Source organism: Bacillota bacterium, assembly GCA_012837335.1.
GTDB lineage: Bacteria > Bacillota > Limnochordia > Darwinibacteriales > DTU012 > DTU012.
In genome coordinates this window covers 1-22,892 of the sequence record DURM01000007.1, presented here as the reverse complement: position 1 = coordinate 22,892, position 22,892 = coordinate 1, and the positions used below count along the sequence as shown (strand labels likewise).

Here is a 22,892-nt window from a genome sequence, read left to right as displayed (position 1 = left end):
TTACAGCTCCAATATCTCATTGATCCGGGGCAGGCATAAAGGCGGACTGGCCAGCACAGTAACTCCGGCATATTCCTGCAGCTGCTCCTGCATGCGCATCATCGAGGCCTGCGCCAGCACGATGCAGTCAACCTGCTGGGAGAGCTTCTGCCCGACTTCCAAAATCAGGCGGTCGTGCTCTTCGGGACTGCCGCTCACCAGGGCTTGGTAGGCACCTGCCGCTAAACCGTCCACAACTTCAACTTCGCGGTTGAGTCTTTGGGCTTGAGATTTAATTAAGCGGATGGTTGGTTCTAAGGTTGTGGGCAGGGTGGCGATTACCCCGATTTGGGCATAATTGGCCGCGGCATGCTCTGCCATGGGCTCGTCAATCTTAACCAGCGGAATATCAACTAACTCCCGCCCCATGTCCGCTATCTCCCCCACCGATGAGCAGGTGTTGAGAATTAAATCCGCTCCCATTTCTGCTGCAATCTGATAATAGTTGATCAGGCGCCGGCTCACGGATTTGGTTACTGTTCCCGCTGTTATGACATCGCGAATTAAACTGTCATCAATAAGATTTACTAAATTTATCCCGGATAATTTATCTAAAATAAGTTTCTGCAGCGGTTCAGCCAAACCCTGACCGGTATAAATAGCAACTATTTTTTTCAACGAAATCCTCCCCTTTGTTTATTCCTTATACTTATTGTAAACCACTTAAAGGTAATAATCAATTTGTTTTACTCACCCACATTTTATTGCCAAATTGTTATCAAACCCGTGTTTTTCAAAAGGAAATACTAGCCCAGCGCAGAATAATGTATTTAGATAAATTTTTAGTAAACGTACACCAAGGCAGAGAACCTTCCCCAAATATCCGGAGGTGAGTAGATGAAAAAGAAATTCTTTATATTGGCTGTATGCCTATTCTCACTGTTACTTGCAGCAGGTATTGCCGGCACCGAGGAGCGGATTAACTTAGCGCTCAATGCTGAAGTGAAGGTATCAACCTCTGTTGAAGCTTTCGGCTGGCACGCAGTATATTTAACCAACGGCATGCGGGAGTTTGATGAGGAGAATGTGATCCGGGGCTGGAGCAGCGCTATCCGCTATTTCAACCCGGAAATCGCTAGAGAAAACTCTACCCAATGGGCAAAAATTGACCTAGGCAGTGTCCACACCATCGCGGAAGTTGTTCTCTGCCCCCGTCCTGACGGCAGCGCTGCCGGAAACTATTTCCCCATTGACTATGTGATTCAAACTGCCGTTGACCCGGCTGCATGGGAACAGGAAAATGAAAGCGATGATCACTGGACTACCGTTGTTGCAGTAACTGATGCTCCAAAGCCAGAAGACGGAGCACCTGTAGTGCACACCTTTGATCCAGTCGAAGCCAGATATGTAAGAGTTAAAGCGACCAATCTTCGTGAAGGCGGCGATGGCTTCGTATTCCAACTGGCAGAACTTGAGGTTTACTAAAATAATCGTTTCTTAACGCAGAGGGAAGGTTTCTGCTGACAGCGCGGCCAACTTTTCATCCTGCTGAAAAGTTGGTCTTCGCACATTATGGAAAGGGGAAGGTTTTGATGGATCGGATCGAACGATTTTATGCCACAATTGCACGAAAACCAGTGGATCGGCCTGCTTCCTGGCTGGGTCTGCCTGTACCGGAAGCCTGCGACCGCCTTTTTGAGTATTTTCAGGTTTCCGACATCGATGAGCTTAAGGCTGTAATCGATGATGATATCTATCCGGTGGAAATGCCCTATGAGTCACCCACCAGCAGCGCAATTTACACTGCTCTCGATTTTGCTAAACCCACAGCCGACGGCCGCAAGGATCAGCGGACTTTAACCGCGCCGGGCTTCTTTGAAGACTATTCCGATCCCAGCCGCATTAATGATTTTGACTGGCCTAATCCCGCTGACCATATTGATCCGGCAAAATGCAGGCAGGCGGTGGAAGCGGCGCCGCCGGGGTATCCGGTAATGGGTGTGGTTTGGTCTGCTCATTTTCAGGATGCCTGCTCTGCTTTCGGCATGGAAACCGCCCTGGTGAAAATGCTGACTGAACCAGAAATGTTTCGAGCAGTAATTGATCGGATCGCAGAATTCTACCTAGATGCCAATGAGATTTTTTACAGTGCCACTGAGGGTAAACTAGATGCGGTGTTAATTGGCAATGATTTTGGCAGCCAGCGGGGCTTAATGATTTCTCCGGATGCTGTCCGGGAGTTTGTCATCCCGGGTACCATTAAGCTGATTGAGCAGGCCAAAAGCTATGGTTTGAAGGTCTTTTACCACTCCTGCGGCTCAATCTACGATGTAATTCCCGATCTGATTGCCGCCGGTGTGGATGTGATTCACCCCATTCAGGCGCTGGCCAAGAACATGGATCCATACAAGCTCCAGCGAGAGTTTGGCGATCAGGTGTCCTTCTGCGGCGGGGTTGATGCCCAGGAGCTTCTGATCAACGGAACTCCCGAACAGGTAAAGGCCAAAGTTAAGGAACTAAAATCTATTTTCCCAACCGGACTGATTATCTCACCGAGCCATGAAGCGATTCTCCCGGATGTAAATCCGGCTAATATTGAAGCCTTGTTTGCAGGCATCAAAGCTTAAAAAAACGACCAACTGCCGGCAGTGTAAAAGCCGTGGTTGGTCGTTTTGATCTAGCGGTTATTGACAGTGAAATTGGCGGAGTGGCGGATAAACGCACCTGCCTTGGTAGTAGTTTCCACAATTAAAGCGTGAATGCCGTTTCGCATTGCTGAAGTATCATGCTCCAGCTGCACATGCATTTCACTGCCCCGGTAAATTTCCTCGTTACCAATTTTAATGACAATTTCCTCAAAGTTTTCCGGTTTGCGCATGGACAGTTCAATATCAATGGTCATGATGCCGGAAACTGTTTGAGCCGGCCAGATTTTTGGACTGTTAAACTTAGGAACCGCCGGATCAGCAAATGCTTCAATGGTGATCGGCTGGTGATCAGGCAGACTCTCCCGAAGTTTATCCAAATAATCACCCTTGCGGGCTTCTTCCAGCAGGCTGCGCGGTGAATTGTTGAACCAACTGTAGCCCTGCTGTCTCTCCAGCTCGATATCGGTTACCTGGTAGCGGATAATGCTGTCGCGGCCGGAGAAGATGGGAACCATGGTGTCGATGTCATAGAATCGGGCCCAGTTTCCTGCCGGCAGCTGCGCCAGCTCAAACCACTCCAGCGCGCTGACAATTGCCCGCCGCACTTCCTCAGACGGATCCGGAATTGACATCAAGAAGCGAACCACACCCACTGATTCAGCAGAAACAATCGACGGATGCTCATACGCCCGACCCATTCTCGGTTCATAAGTAACCGGGTCATGCTGCTGACACCAGGCGGTTAAGTGGCCATTGACTTCAATCTGGGATTTTAAAATGTACTCAATACCCTTCTCATACGCTTCTTCTAAGCGGACAAAATTCTCTTCGCCGATGAAATCATAAAGGGCCTGCTGGTTGAGCATGTCCCTGATAAACGACAGAATCCGGGCCATGGCGTTATCATTATAAGTAACATTATCCCAATAGCCGTCCCGGAGCGGATAGTACTGGGGCCAGCCACCGCTGGGATACTGGGCCTCCAGCATCCAGTTTAAACCCTTCATAAAGGCTTCCTTGTGGCGCTCGTGGCCATGCCACTTGTACACCATTGCTAAGAAGCGCATTTCATCAATACTGGCGTTGTTGTCAAAAGTGCCGCACTCCTGACCGTAGCGGTTAACCGGTCCTCTGGACATGCCCGGCTGGTACTTAACTGTGCTGAAATCAGTATTCTTTGTCCAGCCCCCTGACTCGGTCTGCCAGGCAATTAAATTGTCGGCAAGATCTACTGCCCGGGCTGATGTGGGCACACCATACTGGGCGGAAACTGCAGAAGTACAAACAACAAACATGACAGCGAGCAGCAGCAGCTTCTTAAACTTCAGACACATAATAACACCTCTTTTAATCGTTAAAAGGGGATCTGCCTGCTGAGCAGATCCCCCATCTACTTCTACTATACTATTGTTTCAGCATTTCATCAAGATAGCCTTGGAGAACCGGTTCCCATTCAGCGAGAACGCTGGCTGCGCTGGCGCCTTGTTTAATAATCTGATCAAAGACAGCCTCAGCTTTTGGTTCAGCGTGAACAACCAGCACGCGGGTTTCAACATGGTCTGGTACCAGAACCGAGTTTCTCATAGCTTCCTGGAGGTATTCGAAGGACTCATAGTCATACAGTGCCCATAAGTGTCTATCCCACCACTTAGCTTCCCATTCTTCTTTGTCGATGTAGGGTTCGCGGGTTTGGAACAGAGCGCTGACAACTTCGATTACCGCTCTCGGATCTTCAACAGTATTCGGAATTACACCAACCCAGCGGGTATGCATGTTAACTTCGCCTTTGCCATTTGGTCCCTGCGGCGGAGGAATGATACCCCACTCATCGTTTTGAATAGCGTAGAACTCAGCTTGACGGCCCGGGTTAGAGATGTGAGTACCGATATCTAACCACATAGCTGCTCTGGAGCGGTTGCTGCTGATGCCATCACCAACAAGACCTTCAGACCAAATCTTTTGCAGGAATTCCATGGTTTCCAGGAATTCTGGTCTGAGCAGATCAAATTCTACTCTGCCGTCTTCTCTGATTTGAGTAAAGCGAGCACCATTGGATACCAGGAAGTCATAAACTTCTTTCACACCCAAAGCGCCTAAACCATATTGATCGTATTCACCGTCACCGTCGGTGTCTTTGGTGAGGGCACGGGCGATCTCATAGAACTTATCCCAAGTCCATTCGCCGCGCTCATAAATGTCGTAGAGACTCTCGATGCCTTCCCGCTCAAACAGGCTCTTGTTCCACATGATAACTCTAGCTTCGCGGGAGTGGCCGAGAGCTTCAAATCCGTAAATTGTGCTGCCTACGCTGTCGCCAGACAGTCTCGGATATTGGAACATAATCGGATAGGATTCATAGAACTCATCATCAAGGATATCGTTGAGCGGATGAAGTGCACCAGCAGTAGCAGGTACAACCATACCAGCTGAGAAGTGAGCAAAGTGAACTGTAGTCTCGCCAAGCAGAGAACCTTCTTGGATTGCTGCCCAAGCGTCACCTTCATGACCGCGAGCTACGAATTCAATTTTGCAGTTAAACATTTCTTCAACAGATTTGATATGAGCTAAGAGGCGCTCATCCGGTTGGTACCAGTTGTGGGCTCCCCGTTCTCCCAGCGGAGTAACGTCTTCCCAGCGAGTTTGGATGCGGATAGTTTGTCCGCCCAGATCCCACTTTACTTCTTCAGCGCTTACGCTGACAGCCATTAACAGAATCAGAACTAAGAAGATACTTAAAGATAATCTCTTTTTCAAAGCTAGGACCTCCTTTAAGTTTTAGATCACATTTTTACCCTAAAACAACTACCTGCAGATTGCGTAAATTCTCCTCTCTCCCCCCTTTGCTGTTATTATGTCAGCCAACAATTCCTGTTCTTTCAATGCTCTCCACAAAGTAACGCTGGAGGAAAGCATAGAAGATCAATAGTGGGGCAATAAACATAATCATACCGGTATTGGTTACAATCGTGACATACTCCTCAGTATACTCGTACACGTCAAAAATTCTGGTCAACTGATCCAGCCTAAAAGGAAGCAGCATGGTCTGGCTGGTCATGTACAGCGATGTAAAGTAGTAATCATTGTACTGCCACACAAACGAGAACAGAAACACAATCATCAAAGCTGATTTGGCACCGGGCAGCATAATCCTAACGAAAGTGCGGATTGGACCAGCTCCGTCAACCAAAGCCGCCTCCTCCAAACTCTTCGGCTGGCCGCTGAATACCTGGCGCATCACATAGATAAACAATCCGTTCCTCATGCCCATTCCTGTCAGGGATGTAAGTACAAAGGGCCAAATCGATCCCAAAAGATTGAACGACTTAGGCAATAGACCTGCCAAGTCAAAAAACCGGAAATTGAGGAACATAGGCACCATGATCATCTGAGGCGGCACCAGCAGCGTTAGAATCACCAAAGCGAAGACAAAGTTGCTGCCAAAATACTTAAATCTTGCAAAACCATAGCCAATCACGCTGCAGGAAATCAGCTGCAGAACAGAAACGAACAATGCCAGCAGAATCGAATTGATCAGCGCCACACCATAGTTCATTTCGTGGTACAGCATCTGGTAGTTTCGCGCCAGACTTTGAAAGCTCAGCCGCCTGGGAAACCATTTTACCGATAAATCATAAAGATCCGCTTCTGTCATCAGTGACGATGAGATTTTTATCAGCAGTGGATAAATAATGATAAAGCAGATACCGGCCACTAACACACCACGAACAATACTCCAGGCTATGCCCGCCCAGTAGCTGGATGTCCGGTATTTGCTCGGCCTAACCATAACAGCCATTGTCTCGTCACTCCTCCATGTAAACGACCCGTTTTGATAATACTGCAAAGACAACTGCTAGAATTAATGCAATTACGCCAAAGTACATCCACGTCATCGCCACACTTACTCCGTAGATATTCCGTCCCCAAGCTGCGTTTTCGATCAGTTCAACCAAGCGGTTGCCGGGCGCTGTAAACGAATCAATAATGATATACACAATATTGGTTAAAAACAGCGGTGAAACTAAGGGGAAAGTGATCTTCCAGAAACTCTCCCAGCCGGTTGCCCCCTCGATTTTCGCACACTCATACAAAGACGATGGAATCCCCTGCAGTCCTGCCAGGAAAATCAGAATCGGGATCGCCGAAGCGTTGATGATATCAGGAATCCGATTCACCGCGGCGATAATGTACTGGGTGAATGTTTCCGGCAGGCGCATCCGCATCAGCACTCCCATAATAATCTGGGAAGAATAAACGATCTCCTCTTGGGATGCGTGCATATGCATTTCATGAAAAATATCCCCGGATTCAAACTTATAAATGATTCCGGAAGTCAGAATAACCGGCAGGAAGAAAACCACGCGGGCCAGAGTTCTGCCCTTAAACTTTTGATTGAGCAGTGTCGCAGCAAAGAAACTGAAGATAATCACTGCCGGGATATCCACCAAAATCCGAGCGGTGGTTTCCACAAACACCTGGACGAAATTGGGATCTACCCGCAGCGCGTAGCGAAAATTCTCCCAGCCTACATAACTAAGGGTAAAACCGGTCGGGGTGATTTTTAACTCACTGAAGGCAAACTGGAACGACTGAATTATGGGACCGAGAAAAAAGGCAATAAACCCAATGATAAACGCTCCTGTAAAGAGCAGTCCCCAGATTGCCCGCTGACGAGTAAGAGTCAGCCTAAAGCGTCGTCTAGCACGCTTTTCCATTAGTTTCCACCCCCGATAACCACGAAGTCCTCACCATCAATCACCAATCCATTAACTTCCACCGGATGCTGGTTATAATTGACAATAATCTGTTTGCCATTTTCATAAGTGGTCATATAAACCTGTTCGGCAAGCATGCGGTGATCAACGATCAGCTGATCCTGCACGTCTTTCAACGCCTCATTGACAGCGCGGTAAATCTCGGCCGCATCCTCCATCCAGTCGCCATAGTGAAGCGCATATAAATGGTCAAACTTGGAGCCTTTCACGGTAAACGACGGCTCATAGCTGCCGATGAAATACGGATAGCTGCCTGATTCCAGCATTCTCAAGAAATCCGCTTTCGCAGCAGATGACAGATTAAGCGGACTGCCGGCGTAGTCAATTAAGCCGTGAATCACAATCTGGTAAAACGGTATTTCTTCATTTACCACATGATAAGAGCTGCCGCGGCTGGGCAGATTGACAATCGCGTCGGCATATGGAATGGCATAGGCGTTGCCGTGATCCACCATCAGCTTAAGGCCGTTCTCTTTCATTTTGATCAATTGCTTAACTGCTGTTTCCACCGCCTGCTCCCGATCGATCACCCGATTTGGATCATCGATAAAATCGGAGCTTACTTCCCGGCCAAGATCAAAGAGGCTGAGTTTTGCCAAACCTAACTTCTGGTAATCCTGTAAAAACCGATCGACCAGATCATCGAGCTTGCGGGGGGACAGCACATAATGCGAACCGCTTGGATTGCGATCATAGGTATCGAGCCAGTAGCGGTAAGTTCTAGCTACCAGGCGGTCCAGCATCCGCGCTGAATCCTTCCGGGAGCTGAATCCGTCAAACCATCCATCGCGGTACACCCTCATAAACCCAACGCTGGGGTAAACCTCATGTCCTTCGCTTTCAGCATAACTCACCAGGCGGATTAAATCGTCAGCGCTGCCCAAAGCCTTTTCCACAGCTGCTTTGGTCGGATAGTTGTGCTCAACGCCGCCTTTCAGCCAGCCGGTATACTTAAGCTGAATATTTTTGATTCCTTCCTCTTTAAGCGACTCCAGAACCGATTGAGCCTGGTTAAATGTAGTCAAGGGGTAAATTACATCCCGGGCAATGCCTAAGATTGGCTCCCGCTTGTCAACTGCGCCAACCAGTTCCAGGAAAAAGGGAATGCTCTCTCCCGGAGCTTTCCGCTTTAAACCGTGTTTCTCAATCAAATAACTGCGGTAGTAGTTAGCCATGCCCATATAGTTAGCATCTTCGCCGCTTAGAAAAGCATAGCGAATCACGAAATCTCCCTGATAGGGGCGGGCTTGGTAAACAGGCATGCTGCCCGAAAACTCCACGTTTTCACTTTCCAAGCTGATTGACACACTGCCGGTGGGCAGCAGCGAAAACTCGGCAAAAACTCGGTTGTAGTTATCGGTCCGCCCCGAAATATCGGCCTTGATCCGCGCTAACGATGCCCCTTCTTCAATAATGGCAAACACAGCCTGATCATTGGCTTTAAGACCAAAGACCGGCAGGCGGATCGTTTCCGGGAAGCGCTGCATCTCGTTAGGAGTATTGAGCGCATGATCCCTGTCATAAACTTGATCATTGTATCCGGAGGTAAACAGCCGGTTATTATTCAGATAAATCAAGGCTCCCGACCCGTCAGGAACAAAGATATAGCCTTCATCGTTAATATCAGCAGCGCCAAAATTCTCTAACACCCTCAGGGTGTGGAGATGATAAGAAAACTTTTCTCCAATCCGGTTTTCCACATCGATGGGATACTCAATCTCAGCAGCCGGAATCCGCACCACCAGATTGGCGCCGTCGAGAGTGTACTCAATTGGCACCGAAAACACCTGAAGATTGGCCAGAATCGGATCGATATTGTTTTCCAGATGATCCTCGGCAGATTCAAGCGGCGTGTAGCCTGTTTCAATAATGATCTTCTGCACCGCGGTTAGATAGAACCGCGGTACTAATTCCATTAAGTATGTTGGACTGTCCACTAGATGAGCCACATGGTCAAAAACGATATCATCGGATTTTTCAATATCTAAACGGTGATCCACAATGGTGTACAGAAGACGCCACACAATATCTTCTTTTTCTTTATCGAGCTGCTGCTCCAAGCGTTTAATCTGGCTCTCCAGCTCACCCCGCTCGCCTTCGGGCAGCCGGGCTGCTTCTGCTTTCATGCTGTTAAGCTCGCCAAGACGCTCCTGGTAATCAGGATTGAGGATTACTAAATCATACTCTCCAAAAACACGCTCCTGCTGAACCCCGGGAATCGCCTTGCGCTCGCCTTCCAAGGGCGCCAGCATAATCAAGTTATAGTATTCCAGAATGCGGCTGCGGTCGGATTCACTTTCAATCTTAGACAGAATTACTTCCTCCATCCGCTGCTGCTTGATCATTTTCGGAACATAATGCTCCGGCTTCCACTCTTCGACAATCGTGTAATCCACCCGCACTCCATTTTCAATCGGCGAGACTTCAAACTGCTCGTAATCAATGCTGTAGCGGTGATTGTCTTTCTGCACTGATTTCGGATCATGAACAATAGTAAACTGGCTGCTCAACCGGTTGAATACATACCCACTGGTAGAAAACCGATTCTGCGGATTGGAAAACCACAGATTACCGGTTTGAATATCTTCTACCGCAATCTCGGTAGTTTCCGGATTAAAATACAGGTTTAAGTATTCACTGGCGGCAGCAAGCTCAAAATCGGCAAGCTTGGCGTCAACGGTAAAACTGCATAACAGTACCAGGAACAATACACTTAAGCCTAGATAAAGATTTTTACTGGATCTCAGCTGCCAACTCACGTTCCTCGCTCCCTTATTGTGAGACTGCACTACAACCTAAAGGTCAGTTCCACATACATTTCCCGTACAAAATTGAACATCATATCAATTACATGGAAAAACAGCAAACCTACAAAGATAACAATTCCAATCCCAACGATAGTAGCCAGGGTTGTAAAGATCGTTTTGCCGAAGCTGTATTCGTGAATTACCCCGGTTCCTAAAATGAGTAGGGTCATGGCCCAAACCACTCCCACCACCAGCAGCAGATAATAGAAAGTGCCTTCTTCGATGGTCATATAATTGCTGATGATGGTAATTGGGAAGTTTATGAGAATCATGGGCGTTAAGGCATACGCACCGGCGATGTAAATATCCTTCATCTTACCCTTGCCGTCCATCAGGGTTGTTAATGCCCAGTTAACAACACACCACAAGATAAATGGTCCTAAAAGACTTGTTGCTTCAACAATAATGTTTAAGTCTTCAATGCGGTTATAATTAAGCACAAAGCCGGTGTACTGCCGCATAAAGATATAAGATATCACTACTAGAATTAACAGGATGGTCGCGGCAGAAGATGTACCCCGTTTCTCATATTTTAAATCCCAGAAGCCATCAAAAGGATGGAATATCACATGTTTGGCAAAGCGCAGCGCCTGCCAAGTTTTCCTCAGATAAATCACCAATCGGTTGCCCTGCACCCGCTCGCTGGCAAGAGCGGCTGCTGCCTGGCTGCTGCGGAAGCGTTCCTTAAACTTAGTCCGCCACTGCAGCTTGGCACCGATAGATAAAACGGCAATAATCACCAGGGCAGCGGTCATGATTTTTCCGAAATTAGCACCGATTACCTCGCGCCGGTAGCGGTAGAAGGCCTTAGAATAGCCTTCCCGGTCGCTGCCGAGGCGGTAATACAGCATGGCCTGCTCGAAGTTGCCTTTGCTGAGCTCCGAATCGCCCATACCGGAAAAGGCCAGCTCATTATTGGCGTTCAGCTTAACAACCTGCTGCCAAACTTCAGTTGCTTCATCGTACTTACCCCGGTTGTAAAGGTCCAATGCGGTGTGAATCAGCTTCGCATACTCCGTCGGAGCAAAAACAGTGATGCTGTTGGTGCGGCTGTCAATAACCAGCAGCTGATCCCCTACCGCTTCGATGGCTACCGGACGGCTGAACAAGCCTACTCCTTGGCCGAGACCGCCGAAAACATATAGGAGATTGCCCTGGCCGTCATAGGTAAAGATCCGGCCCCGCTGCTGATCGAGCACGCTGTAAATATCATTCTCCCGGCCGACAACATCAACAAAGCGGGAGTTTCCTTCTAAACTGGTTCCCATGCCGGGGCGGAGATCCCCCATCACCGGATGAAGACCTTCCCGCTTGAGAATATCCACACCAGCGGGGTTTAACTTGCGCACAAAGTGGTCGTCCTGGACCTCACCGCCGGAAATGGTAGTCAGCATGAACCCATCGGCATCTAAGTGCATGCTGCTGTACTCGGTCGGAAGAAACAGCCTTCTGCGGCTTCGCTGTTCTTCGGACGCAATCCGATACCAGAAGTACTCCCACACGGTAGGCGATACCCGCGGCGCACCGGTAAAGGTGCGGAAGTTACCTTCCAGATCGAGCTCCATCAAGCCCTCGTAAAGACCTTCGACGATTACATACAAGCGATCGAACCGGTCAACTGCGATGCGCTTGGGACGAAAGCGGAAGTGGCGCGGAAAAGCGTCGGGATTGTCTGTTTTCGGTGCCCCGATAATTGAAATCAGCTCACCGTCTTGCTTCAGCCGGACAATCCGCTCCCGATTCGTATCGGCGATGTAGATCTCGCCTTCCGCTGTTACAAACACACTCTGGGGATTATTAAAGGTATCCTTGACACCGTTATTGTCAAATTCCTGGTAAATCCGAACCACTTCAAAGCCGCTGGTGGTTTTGACAATGCGGTTATTCCCGGAATCAACGATATACAAGGTCCCATCATGAGCTCTAAAAATATCCTGGGGACTGCGAAAATCCCCAGCGCCGATATCGCTGCCGAATATCACCTGCACCGGCAGATATGGTTCGGGTGTGGGCATAGGAACACCCCACGCATCAAACAGATAACTTTTGTAGAGGGCTGCATCAACAGGCAGCGCGCCCATAACTATCAGTACTGCTGCTAAAATAACCACTTTGACAAATATACTTCGTTTCATGCTTTAGTCACCATCCCGGTAAAGGCTATCCATGTCCCCAGTAAATACTATGTCTTCTATTTCGATTTTAGTAAAACTATCCTTCGAAACTCTTAACAAGTAAAAGTGCCGGTAAATTTTTAGTAAACTTCCTGATGAATAAATTATATAACAACGAGTTAACAATGTCAATTTTTTCTCAACCGATTTTAGCTGGTATTTTCCATTGAAACAAGCAGGCAGTTCCATTTTTCTTTAAGTTAATCTAGACAACAGTTTGCTAAGTTTACTGATATAGTTTACAATAACGGTGGGAAACTAGATCTGTTTTTGCAATTTCGAACTTAAATCAACTAAAATTTTTAGTTGGCGATTTTAACTTTAAAAATATCAAGAATCAAGATATAATATACAAAGCGTTGGAAACATAAACTACGTCTATGGAGGGTGCGATATGGAATTGCTTAAAGAAATCTCCCTGAAACTGCAGCAGGGCAATGCAAAAGCTGTTGAAGAGTTAGTTCAGCAGGCCATCAACCAAGGTTTGAAGGCCGAAGAAATCCTCGAGCAGGGCTTAATGCCGGGCATCGATGTGATCGGCGCAAAATTTAAGAACAACGAAATCTTTGTTCCGGAAGTACTTATCGCTGCTAGAGCTATGAATGCTGGAACTGCTCTTTTAAAACCCCTATTAGTCTCAGCAAATGCTCAGACTAAGGGCAAAGTCGTGCTGGGTACCGTCAAAGGCGATCTCCACGATATCGGCAAAAACCTAGTGCGGATGATGATGGAAGGCAAGGGCTTAGAAGTAATCGATTTAGGCATCGATGTACCCTGCGAGAAGTTTATTGAAACCGCTAAAGCAGAAAATGCCCAGATCATTGCCTGCTCCGCGCTGTTGACGACAACCATGAATGAAATGAAAATGATTGTGGACGCCGCTGTTGAAGCGGGAATCCGCGATCAAGTTAAGATCATGATCGGCGGCGCGCCGGTTACCGATCAGTTCAGGGAAACAATCGGCGCTGACCTCTACGCTCCCGATGCGGCATCTGCTGCAGAAGTTGCTGTGGAGGCATGCACTGCTTAAAACTTAAAGAGGCTGTTTGGCATTACACCAAACAGCCTCTTGTTATCTCACCATCACTAAGGAAACGCCATCAATCAAGCCGTAATCCTCAAACTGATAGCTGTCGATCCAGTTCGCTGCGTCTACAAACTGATTGGGTCCGCACCACGCCGGCGATTGGAGGCGGTGATGGAGGGGACCAAAGGTATTCCGAAGCGATCCCACCACTTCAATCTGCACCAGATTGCCGCCCTGGTTCAAATCACCACTGACATCAACCACCCAAGGCTCGCTGATCAGGTTATGCCATTGCCTACCATTTACTTTAACTCTAAAAAGGGTCCCCCGGGGATTGTTCAGCTGAAGCAGATAGCGAGTGTCCTGAGCATAGTCATCAAGATTAAACTCCGTTTCATACACTATATTCCCAGCGTAAAACGGGTAGCCTTGGTAGACCCAGCTGCCGTTAGCGAGCCGCTCAGGTTTTCCAGTCACAGCATAGGAATTATATCCTGTCTGCCTGAGGGCAAAATCGCCTACCAGATAAATCTCCTCAAGCTCCACTCCATAATAAAACTCACCGGAAAGCTCGATTATATTCCTGCCCACAGCAGCGTGTTCACAAATATCAACCAAACCAAACTGGCGGTCCCAATAATATCGATCTGTTTTAGTGCTGACTGTCCTGCCGTTTACCTTAAGCTGCCAGTGGTGGCTGTTCTCAATTACCAGCCCAAGCTCTGCCGGCAGTTTCTCGACCATAAACTCAAATATCAGCTTGATGGGAATCCGCTTCAGATCCAGATTGCGCTCCAGCGCAGCCCAGGGCTGCAGACCTCGCAGCGGATCCAAACCAGCTGCCTTCCACAGCGCCCGCCGGACCTGCCAAACCGGAACCTTTTCGCTGTAATTACCTTCTTCAGCCGCAAAGCGGCAGTAATCCAGAGTCAGCGAATTCTTGTGGGTAAGCCTGTAGTTCCACTGATCAGCTGTCCAGATAACACTCTGATCTTTTCCTAAACTAAGCTGAGGTTTTCCAGCGGTCAGCGCTTCGTCAGTGATCAGGAATCCACGGCCACCAGCAGGCGCCAGGGTGAGCTCAAACTGCAGCTTTTCTCCTAAAGCAGTATATTCCACCTGCGCCGCTGCTCCGCTGGCAAAATCTAAGCTGTAAACATACCTGCCTTTTGGCGCAGTAACAATCAGCTCATGTGTCTTTTCCCGACTGAGATTAGCGATAAAGCAGTAATAGGCATCACCATTTGTGCGAACTTGGAAGATGACATGGGAAATATCTTCACCGGTTTTTGTCTCAACTTGGATTGGTCTCAAGCAGATTTGTCCTAAGCGGTCAATCAGTTCGTGGCAATCGTCCGCTAGAAAATCAGCATCTGCTAACAGCCCCTTCCAACTGCTCCTGTCCGGTTCGCCCCCGATTAGGCTGGGGGTTTCCCCCACAAACATCAGCCTGCCTCCGGCTGCCACAAAACGCTTCAACAGCTCAAAGGTGCCAGCTCGCCAGGTTAAAGACGGCGGTACAATTACCGTCCTGTATTTTGTTTTATTAATCTGCAGATAAGCGCGCCCAGCTTCCACCACAACCTCAGCATGTTCTTCCATAATCAGCTCATCGCCATAGTCGAAAGGAATCTGAGCTTGAAAGAGAGCATCCTGAAGCTTAATCAGCTCTGCATCGTATTTGCTGGGCAGAGGACGTCCACCTTCGCGATTAAACTCGGCCCATACCGAGCCGATGGGATGAAGCACCAAGGTATCACAGAAATAATCTCCCTGCTGACAAAAATAGCCGGCTCGCGCCAAATAATCATTGATCAACCGGTAATACGGCCAGTACGGCTGGTGGTAGCTGAAAGTCGGCGGATAATCCCGCTTCCGCTCTCCTGTCATGGAGTACAGCACCAAATGCTGAGATAAAAACGTGATCCCCAAAGCAAAGTGGTAGTTAGCAATCCACTGCTGATCCGCAAACGTCATGTGGTGGCCGCTGACGCCAAAAATCTCGCACAGCATCCGCCGGCGGCCAAACTGATTGCCCACCGATGCGCACTGCTTCAGAGTCAAGGCGTTAGCAGTATTATTGCCGAGGTGATCAATGCCCGGGACATGCATATACTGGTAGTGGGGCATAGCCGCTCCCACGGCATTAGTCTGCTTTACCAAAGTATCTTCGCTTAACAGGTGCCCGGTGGCCATTAACCCGTGCTTGTCGCACCAGTCATAGATCCGCTTGGTAAAGTTTTCCACAAAAGCTTTGGTGAGGGTATAGTAAAAATCTGAGCGGATCTTCGCGCTTTCCACTGATTCAAAAAACAGCTCCGGCAGATGATTCATAAGATCGTAGCCGTGGTGGCTGCTAAAATACTCAGGAATATACGGCGACCAAGGGATGGAATTGTCCGCTTTGCTCCGGTATGTAGGCTCATCGGTAAAGATACCCGGAATTACTGAACCAAAATACTCACCTACCCGGTTTAAATACCGCTCATGGGTAACTTTAATAAACTCCTGAACCGCCTCAGGATTAAAGACATCAATATAGCCATGGCCGTTGCTGTTGCTAGTCGGTCTCTGCACCTGAATTTGAAACTGACAGTATGTAATTTTATCATTATTCTCAGCCTGATGAGTAATCTGGTCGGATCTGCCAATCCGCTCAAACCTAATTAAACTGCCACCTGGATCAAACTCAAGGCAGAAAACAGCCGCTGTGTTAGGATCGTTTAAGGCATCAGCAATCGCAGCTGCAGAACTCGGCATCATTACCAGCCACTTCGCCTTATACTCATCACTGCTGGCGGTCACAATCCCTCCCGCGCAGCCGCTCGGCCACCGATCCTCATCGTACATCCAAGCATCCATGCCTTGGTTTTCAGCTTCTGCAGCGGCAGCGCTTACCCGCTCAAACCAGGTATCAGTAAGGTAAGGAGTGCGCAGGCCTTCCCGGGAATGCATGAAAAAGCCGCCGAAACCCTGCTCCTTCATTTCCCGAATCTGCCGGCGAAGCTCCTCCTCCGCAAGCTCATCATTCCAGGACCAAAACGGCGCTGTCCGATATTCCTTGGGGGGATTCTTAAACTTTAATAGATCCAAATTTACCACTCCCGATGTTTTCTATTTAAACCCGGTAGTTCTCCAAATAATCCTGCGTTAATTCGTGCAGCTGCTCCACCTCCACCTTAAACGAAGGCTTAAAATCCGCAAGGGGACGCCGGCGGGAATAAAGCTTAACCGGCAGACCTTCTAACTGGCAGTGGTATTTCGCATTAATGGGATAGCACTGCTGTTCAATCACCGAAGCTAGTCCAAGAAAATCCTGCAGCCGTTTCGCCTGCTCCGGATACTGCTGCCAGTTTTCATAGAGCCACACATACAGGGACGGATGGAAATTTCCCATCACACCGCTGAAACCGTCTGCGCCCATCTCCAGAGACATGAGCAGAGTCGCGGAATTGGCGTTGAGAAACTTAAGATCGGTACCCCGAACAAGCGCAATTTTGGCTTTGATCTTATCCGGATCGCAGCTGGTATCTTTAAAGAAATGAAACCGACCCGTCTCACTGCACCACTTTAAAAGCTCACCTTCAACCGGGCGGTTGTACGGCGCAGGGCACTCATATAAGCCCAAAGGCAGATCCGGCAGGTTTGCCATCAGCTCTTCCAAATTTCTCAGCCACACCGCCTCTGATTCAGTCTCAGCTGCTAAGCGGTTAGCAACCAGCACCAGCACATCGATGCCGGTATCAGCCATTGCTTTCAGCTCGTCAATCTGGTCAGCAAGGTTAGAGCTGTTGTGGCCGGAAGCGGCCACCGGAATCCTTCCATTCACTGCCTCCACCACAAACTTAGCCAGCTCAGTCCGCTCATCCAAACTTAAATACTGCATTTCACTGGACTGGCAGACTGCGAACAAGCCGTGAACTTTTCTGGCGAGATACCACTCGATCATTGCTTCCAGGGCCGGATAATCAATTTTATTATCATCAGTAAAAGGGGTAATCATAGTTGGCCAAATGCCTTTAACAATAGGTAGTTGTTTAGTCATGGGATATCTCCTTTGTGTGTAAATTACCTAACAGAATCATATCAATTATATAAAACGAGTTAATATTTATCAACTCAACTGTAAATACCAGCGGCCTTAGTTCTTGACACGGTAAAATATATCCACTAAAATATAAGTAAAATATTTATTTTTTTAAATAAATATTATCTAAAAAAAGGAAACACACAGGCCGCATGAAAATAACCGGAACGGGAGGTGAGAGTCCGACACAACTGCTTGGGGCCCAATTTTTTTGGAAATTAACAGAAAGGTGGATGACTAAAATGAAATCAAAGCTGTTAACTCGTATCATGCTCGTTAGTTTACTGGCTTTAACACTGATCGGCGCCTCTGCCTTTGCTTTCCCCGTCAACAGCCCGGTAGGATTCGCTACTTATCCAAGCCTGGGCATGAGCGGCATTACCGGCGGAGGAAATGGTGAAACCGTGGTTGTTACCAACATCGCAGATCTGCAAAAGCACGCTTCCAGTCCGGAACCGCTGACAATTTTCGTCAAAGGCACAATCACCGGTTCTCGCGATGTTCATGTTGAATCCAACAAAACCATCATTGGTTTAGGTGACGACGCCACCCTGAAGTGGTTTGGTTTAAGAGCAGATGGTGCCCATAACATCATCATCCGCAACCTCACCATCACCGACGTGCGCACCGATGATGCGATTGCCCTGCGCGACTGCCATCATGTCTGGATTGACCACTGCGACCTGCACAAAGCAAAAGACGGTCTCCTCGACTTTACGCTTGGCTCTGACTTCATTACTGTATCCTGGACCATTTTCAGAGAGCACGACAAAGTGTCCCTGATCAACTCAGGAACCAACCACTGGGAAGACCACAACAAAAACAGAAATACATACTACTATAACTGGTTCAAAGACAATGTCCAGCGCAATCCTCGGGTTGGCTACGGCTTAGGACACGTCTTTAACAACTACTACACCAATATTACCAGCTATGCGATCGGCACCCACACCCGGGCTAAGGTGCTTGCTGAAAACAACTATTTCTTCAATACCAACAATCCTTTCCAGCAGATGTACAACCACAATGATTGGGAAGCTAACTATGGTGATCTGGAAAGTGTCGGCAATATCTTTGAAAACTCCCGCGGCAATACAACCGGTACCGGTAAGTCCTTTGACCCAAGCTTCTACTACGATTATGACTTTATCTTAAGTGATGCCGCTGCCATCCCGAACCTGGTCAGCACTTACGCAGGACCGGGAGCAGCCTTTGAACACTTAGTTATTCCAGTTCCCGGCAACGGCACAGTTGATCTTGCAGTTAACGAACCGGAGTTAACCTGGGTGGATACCCGCGAGGTTGAATCCTGGAACGTGTATTTTGGCACCAATACCACGCTTAACCGCAAAGCCAATGTAACCGAACCCGTCTTCAACCCGGGCAAACTCCAACCCAATACTGTCTATTTCTGGCGGGTTGATGCAGTTACTGCTGATGGAGAGATTAAAGGGGAGCTGTGGAGATTCAGAACTGCTCCAGCGCTGGCTTCCAAACCTCAGCCGGCGAACGGCAGCCAACCGATGCCCTACGACCAGGCTGATGCAGTTTCAGCTAAGCCGCTGGAGTTAGACTGGGCAGCTGGATTAGGCGCTGTTGCCCATGATGTATATCTGGGTACCACTCCTGAGCTTGACGAAAACAATCTGCTGGGCAGAGTTGAAGAATCATCCTTTGCTCCGGGCAGACTCCAGTTAGGTGAAACCTACTACTGGCGGGTAGATACTGTGCTCGCTGACGGCACCATTGTTCCGGGCGAAACTTGGAGTTTTGAACTGCCGGTACTCTATATCGGAGCAGGCAGGACCGAAGCAGAAGATATGGTAATTGGCGGCCGCTACTTCAAGGAGCATCATCCGGCAAGTCCGGGAGCTTATCTGGTACCATCCAATTACTGGTTGGTGAAAGTGGAAGCCGGTACTGGAACTCTGAGCGCAGTCTGGAATGATCCGGACACTGTCTGTGATCTAACCATCGCTTACTTAGACCAGAGCTCTGGCCGCGGCGTGATCACTGTGTATGTCAATGATGAGCAGGTTGACCGGATCGTTGCGACAAAGAACACCAATCAAATTGAAACTCATACGATTGAAAACGTTGAGCTCAAAACCGGTGATGAAATCCGAGTTGTTGGTTCCAGTGACCAAAGTATGCTCACCAGAATCGACTATATCGAGATTGCCGTAAAATAATAAAAACAGATCTTAAAAGCGACCCTGGAATTGTCCTGGGTCGCTCTTTTTATGCTGTTGATTAAAAGATTACTCGTTTTCCCTGCTTGCCCGACTCGTAGATCGCGCAGACCAGCTCTTGGGTTTTCAGCGCATCTTTTCCGGTGATATCCGGCTCAAAGCCCGCGCCTAAAGCCTGATAAAAGTTGGCAATCTGCTTAACGTGACTTACCCCCCAGTACTGCTTCACATTTCCGTAATTAAAGGACTCCCGGGGATCTTTATCCGCTTTAAATTCGCGGCCATCGTTGAGGGTAACCACGGCGCCATCAGCGCTCATTTTCGCCTTACCCCGCTCACAGTAAAGCTCGATCTCTACCGGAGCATCATAGCCGTAGTAATTGATGGTGTAGAAGCTTGCCAGCACACCGTTTTTAAACTGGATAATCCCCTCCGCCATATCCTCAACATCGATTTTTTGGTGAGTGCGGTTGGCGATATTAGCCTCTACAAACTCAATCTCAGAGTTGATCAGCCAGCGGGCAAGGTCAAGAGTATGAATGGCCTGGTCGATGACTACCCCGCCGCCTTCTTTATCCCAGGTGCCTTTCCAGTCGCTCTGGGAGTAATACTCATCGGTGCGCTGCCAAGTTACCGACAGCTTGCAGGAAATCACACCGCCGAGTTCACCGGAATCTAGGGCTTTTTTGATTAATTTTGATCCGGGATTGTAGCGGTTTTGGAAAATTACTCCGAGAACCACATCGTTTTTCTCAGCAGCAGCAATCATGGCCTTGGCATCTTCAAGCTTAATCGCCATTGGTTTTTCTGTCAGCACATGCACCCCTTTTTTCGCAGCGTAAATCGCCATGGGCGCGTGCAGGTAGTGAGGTGTGCAGATGTGCACGACATCCAGGTTTTCTTGATCGATCATTTCCTGATAATCAAGGTAGTAAGCGCAGTTAAACTCCTCCGCTTTTGCCCTGGCCCGGTCTTCCTTCACATCACAGACTGCGACCAATTCAGCATTTTCCTGCGCTGTAACAGGAATGGCATGCATCGGAAATATGTTGCCGCAGCCAATAATACCAACTCGGAACTGTTTCATTAATTAAACCTCCAGCACTGCTTAATCTAATTGGATTTATCTAGGCCCACCACATTTGGCCGGTATCTTCAAACATCAATACATCCTTGAGAAACTCTACTGCTTTAGTAAGACCTTCATTTACGCTCATTAAGCTGTCTTCGTGCTCAATGCTTAAAACATAGTCGTAGCCCACCATCCGCAAATTACTGACAATGTCTTTCCAATACTGGGCGCTGTTGCCGTAGCCCACAGTTCTAAACAGCCAAGAGCGGTTGATTTCATCGCCGTAGTGCTTGGTATCAAGCACGCCGTTAACCGCAGTGTTGTGGGGATCAATCTTGGTATCCTTGGCATGGAAGTGGAAAATCGCTTTACCAAGCTTTCTGATGGCAGCAGTGGGATCGATTCCCTGCCAGATCAGGTGGCTCGGATCAAAGTTAGCACCGATTTCTTCGCCAACTGCTTCCCGAAGCTTCAGCAGCGTTTCGGGATTGTAGACGGCAAAGCCGGGATGCATTTCGAAAGCAATTTTATCAACACCGTGGTCCCGGGCAAATTTCACTGTCTTTTCCCAGTAGGGAATTAAGACATCATTCCACTGATAGTCCAAAATATCCAGAAAATCCGAGGGCCAGGGGCAGGTAACCCAGTTCGGAGTTTGATCCTGAGGCGAACCTCCCGGGCAGCCTGAGAAAGTGTTGATGATATTAATCCCCAGCTTTTCAGCGAGGAGGACCGTTTTTTCGAAATCCCGGTGAAATCTGTCGGCAATCTCCTGCTTGGGATGAACCGGATTACCGTGGCAGCTTAACGCGCTGATCATCATCTCATGCTTTTTGAAGAGATCCACAAATGCCTGGAATTTGGCTGCATCGCTCAGCAGCTCATCGGGATCAGCGTGGGCTTTACCCGGAAAGCCGCCGCAGCCAATCTCAACCGCCTGCACACCGAGGCTTTTTAAGTACTGAAGCGCTTCATCCAAACTGCGGTTACCCAAAAGCACAGTAAATACACCCAGTTTCATCAATCTCACTCCTCGAAAAATACTGGTTTGCCGGTCTCCGCCGATTTATAAATGGCTTCCAAAATCTCAGTCACAACCAAGGCCTGAGCTGCCTCTACCACGAGTGGGTCTCCTTTCAGAATCGCATCATAAAACACCTGCGCTTCTCTTTCCCCGGGACTCATAGTTTCGCCCTGGTAGAAATCAACTCCGCTTGCTCCTAACTGCGGTTTTTCAACAAAGTGCTTGCCGTATTTCTGGCCGTTGATCCTTAAGCCGTCCCGCATATCAGCGCCGCCTAAGGTTCCGCACAGAGTCGTAATCGCTTCGCCTACCTCCAAGGTGTTTAAGGCCCAGCTGGACTCCAGAAAGATGGTGGCACCGTTTTTCATGACAATAAATCCAAAGGCGGAATCTTCAACAGTAAATTCCTTGGTATCCCACGGCCCAAAAGAGTTGGCCAGGGCTTTATCCGGGTTATCGGCGAGCATGCGGTAAGTGGTGCCCACAGCATATTTCGGCTCATAGTTATCCATCATCCACAGGGTTAAATCAAGAGCATGGGTGCCGATATCAATCAGGGGTCCGCCGCCCTGCGCTTCAGCATCGAGAAATACTCCCCAGGTGGGAACAGCGGCTCTTCTCACAGCGTGAGACTTAGCAAAGTAGATTTCGCCCAGTTCGCCATTGCGGCAGGCCCGGTACAGATACTGGGCATCTTCCCGGAAGCGGTTTTGATACGCGATGGTTAACAGCTTGCCGGTTCTCTGGGCAGCCTCATACATCGCCCGCGCTTCCGCGGCTGTTTTGGCCATGGGTTTTTCGCACATTACATGCTTGCCGGCTTCCAACGCTGCGATCGTCATCGGGGCGTGCAGGTCATTGGGAGTCAGCACATGGACCGCATCGACGCTGGAGTCTGCCACGAGTTCCCGGTAATCCACATAGACTTTAGCATCCTTAGTGCCGTACTTTTCTTTGGCTTGTTCGGCACGCTCAACTATAATGTCGCAGAAAGCCACAATATCAACCTCTGGAATTTTGGCCAGGGCCGGCAGATGCTTGCCGTTGGCAATGCCGCCGCAGCCAATAATCCCAACTCTTACCTTTTCCATCGTTCTACCTCCCCCT

The 22,892-nt window shown here is 48.6% G+C and carries 16 protein-coding genes; 4 read left to right on the top strand and 12 right to left on the bottom strand.

Going from position 1 to position 22,892, the window contains the following annotated elements; all coding sequences use genetic code 11:
• Entirely contained in the window at window positions 1-657 is a 657-nt protein-coding gene (locus GX019_00525; GenBank protein HHT35642.1) for an Asp/Glu/hydantoin racemase, read from the bottom strand.
• Window positions 658-876: 219 nt separating this feature from the next.
• Here GX019_00525 and GX019_00520 point away from each other — a divergent pair, with 219 nt between their 5' ends.
• Window positions 877-1,464, top strand: a complete 588-nt coding sequence (locus tag GX019_00520; protein ID HHT35641.1) for a discoidin domain-containing protein — start codon at window positions 877-879, stop codon at window positions 1,462-1,464.
• 107 nt (window positions 1,465-1,571) lie between these two features.
• On the top strand, window positions 1,572-2,606 hold the full coding sequence (locus GX019_00515; GenBank protein HHT35640.1) for a methyltransferase: 1,035 nt from the start codon (window positions 1,572-1,574) through the stop codon (window positions 2,604-2,606).
• 50 nt (window positions 2,607-2,656) lie between these two features.
• Here GX019_00515 and pelA read toward each other — a convergent pair whose 3' ends face one another.
• The 6 genes from pelA to GX019_00485 form a co-directional block, all read right to left on the bottom strand.
• Window positions 2,657-3,961, bottom strand: coding sequence for a pectate lyase (pelA, locus tag GX019_00510; protein HHT35639.1), 1,305 nt, complete (start codon window positions 3,959-3,961; stop codon window positions 2,657-2,659).
• A gap of 70 nt (window positions 3,962-4,031) precedes the next feature.
• Window positions 4,032-5,381: an extracellular solute-binding protein gene (locus GX019_00505; GenBank protein HHT35638.1), complete on the bottom strand. Its 1,350-nt coding sequence runs from the start codon at window positions 5,379-5,381 to the stop codon at window positions 4,032-4,034.
• Window positions 5,382-5,481: 100 nt separating this feature from the next.
• A complete protein-coding gene (locus GX019_00500; GenBank protein ID HHT35637.1) occupies window positions 5,482-6,423 on the bottom strand; it encodes a carbohydrate ABC transporter permease in 942 nt (313 codons plus the stop codon).
• Window positions 6,424-6,430: 7 nt separating this feature from the next.
• The gene (locus tag GX019_00495; protein ID HHT35636.1) at window positions 6,431-7,342 is read right to left on the bottom strand and encodes a sugar ABC transporter permease; all 912 of its coding nucleotides are present in this window, start codon (window positions 7,340-7,342) and stop codon (window positions 6,431-6,433) included.
• Window positions 7,342-10,161, bottom strand: coding sequence for a hypothetical protein (locus GX019_00490; protein ID HHT35635.1), 2,820 nt, complete (start codon window positions 10,159-10,161; stop codon window positions 7,342-7,344). Before GX019_00490 ends, GX019_00495 begins: the two co-directional genes overlap by 1 nt.
• 29 nt (window positions 10,162-10,190) lie before the next feature.
• Complete coding sequence (locus GX019_00485; GenBank protein ID HHT35634.1) at window positions 10,191-12,344, bottom strand: hypothetical protein; 2,154 nt, start codon at window positions 12,342-12,344, stop codon at window positions 10,191-10,193.
• Window positions 12,345-12,777: 433 nt separating this feature from the next.
• Between GX019_00485 and GX019_00480 the strand changes: the two genes are divergently transcribed.
• A complete protein-coding gene (locus tag GX019_00480) occupies window positions 12,778-13,413 on the top strand; it encodes a cobalamin-binding protein (GenBank protein ID HHT35633.1) in 636 nt (211 codons plus the stop codon).
• Between the two features lie 42 nt (window positions 13,414-13,455).
• Here the strand turns inward: GX019_00480 and GX019_00475 are convergent, their stop codons facing one another.
• Window positions 13,456-16,503, bottom strand: a complete 3,048-nt coding sequence (locus GX019_00475) for a hypothetical protein (protein HHT35632.1) — start codon at window positions 16,501-16,503, stop codon at window positions 13,456-13,458.
• Between the two features lie 25 nt (window positions 16,504-16,528).
• Window positions 16,529-17,455, bottom strand: a complete 927-nt coding sequence (locus GX019_00470) for a dihydrodipicolinate synthase family protein (protein ID HHT35631.1) — start codon at window positions 17,453-17,455, stop codon at window positions 16,529-16,531.
• Window positions 17,456-17,739: 284 nt separating this feature from the next.
• On the opposite strand from GX019_00470, the gene GX019_00465 reads away from it, so the two are divergent.
• Window positions 17,740-19,689 (top strand): hypothetical protein, encoded by a 1,950-nt coding sequence (locus GX019_00465; GenBank protein ID HHT35630.1) that lies wholly within the window; start codon window positions 17,740-17,742, stop codon window positions 19,687-19,689.
• Between the two features lie 61 nt (window positions 19,690-19,750).
• On the opposite strand, the gene GX019_00460 is transcribed toward GX019_00465, so the two are convergent.
• From GX019_00460 to GX019_00450, 3 genes are read right to left on the bottom strand one after another with little or no spacing between them, the layout of a single operon-like run.
• Window positions 19,751-20,776, bottom strand: a complete 1,026-nt coding sequence (locus GX019_00460) for a Gfo/Idh/MocA family oxidoreductase (protein ID HHT35629.1) — start codon at window positions 20,774-20,776, stop codon at window positions 19,751-19,753.
• 40 nt (window positions 20,777-20,816) lie between these two features.
• On the bottom strand, window positions 20,817-21,782 hold the full coding sequence (locus tag GX019_00455; GenBank protein HHT35628.1) for a sugar phosphate isomerase/epimerase: 966 nt from the start codon (window positions 21,780-21,782) through the stop codon (window positions 20,817-20,819).
• Window positions 21,783-21,787: 5 nt separating this feature from the next.
• On the bottom strand, window positions 21,788-22,876 hold the full coding sequence (locus tag GX019_00450; protein HHT35627.1) for a Gfo/Idh/MocA family oxidoreductase: 1,089 nt from the start codon (window positions 22,874-22,876) through the stop codon (window positions 21,788-21,790).
• Window positions 22,877-22,892 lie beyond the last annotated feature (16 nt).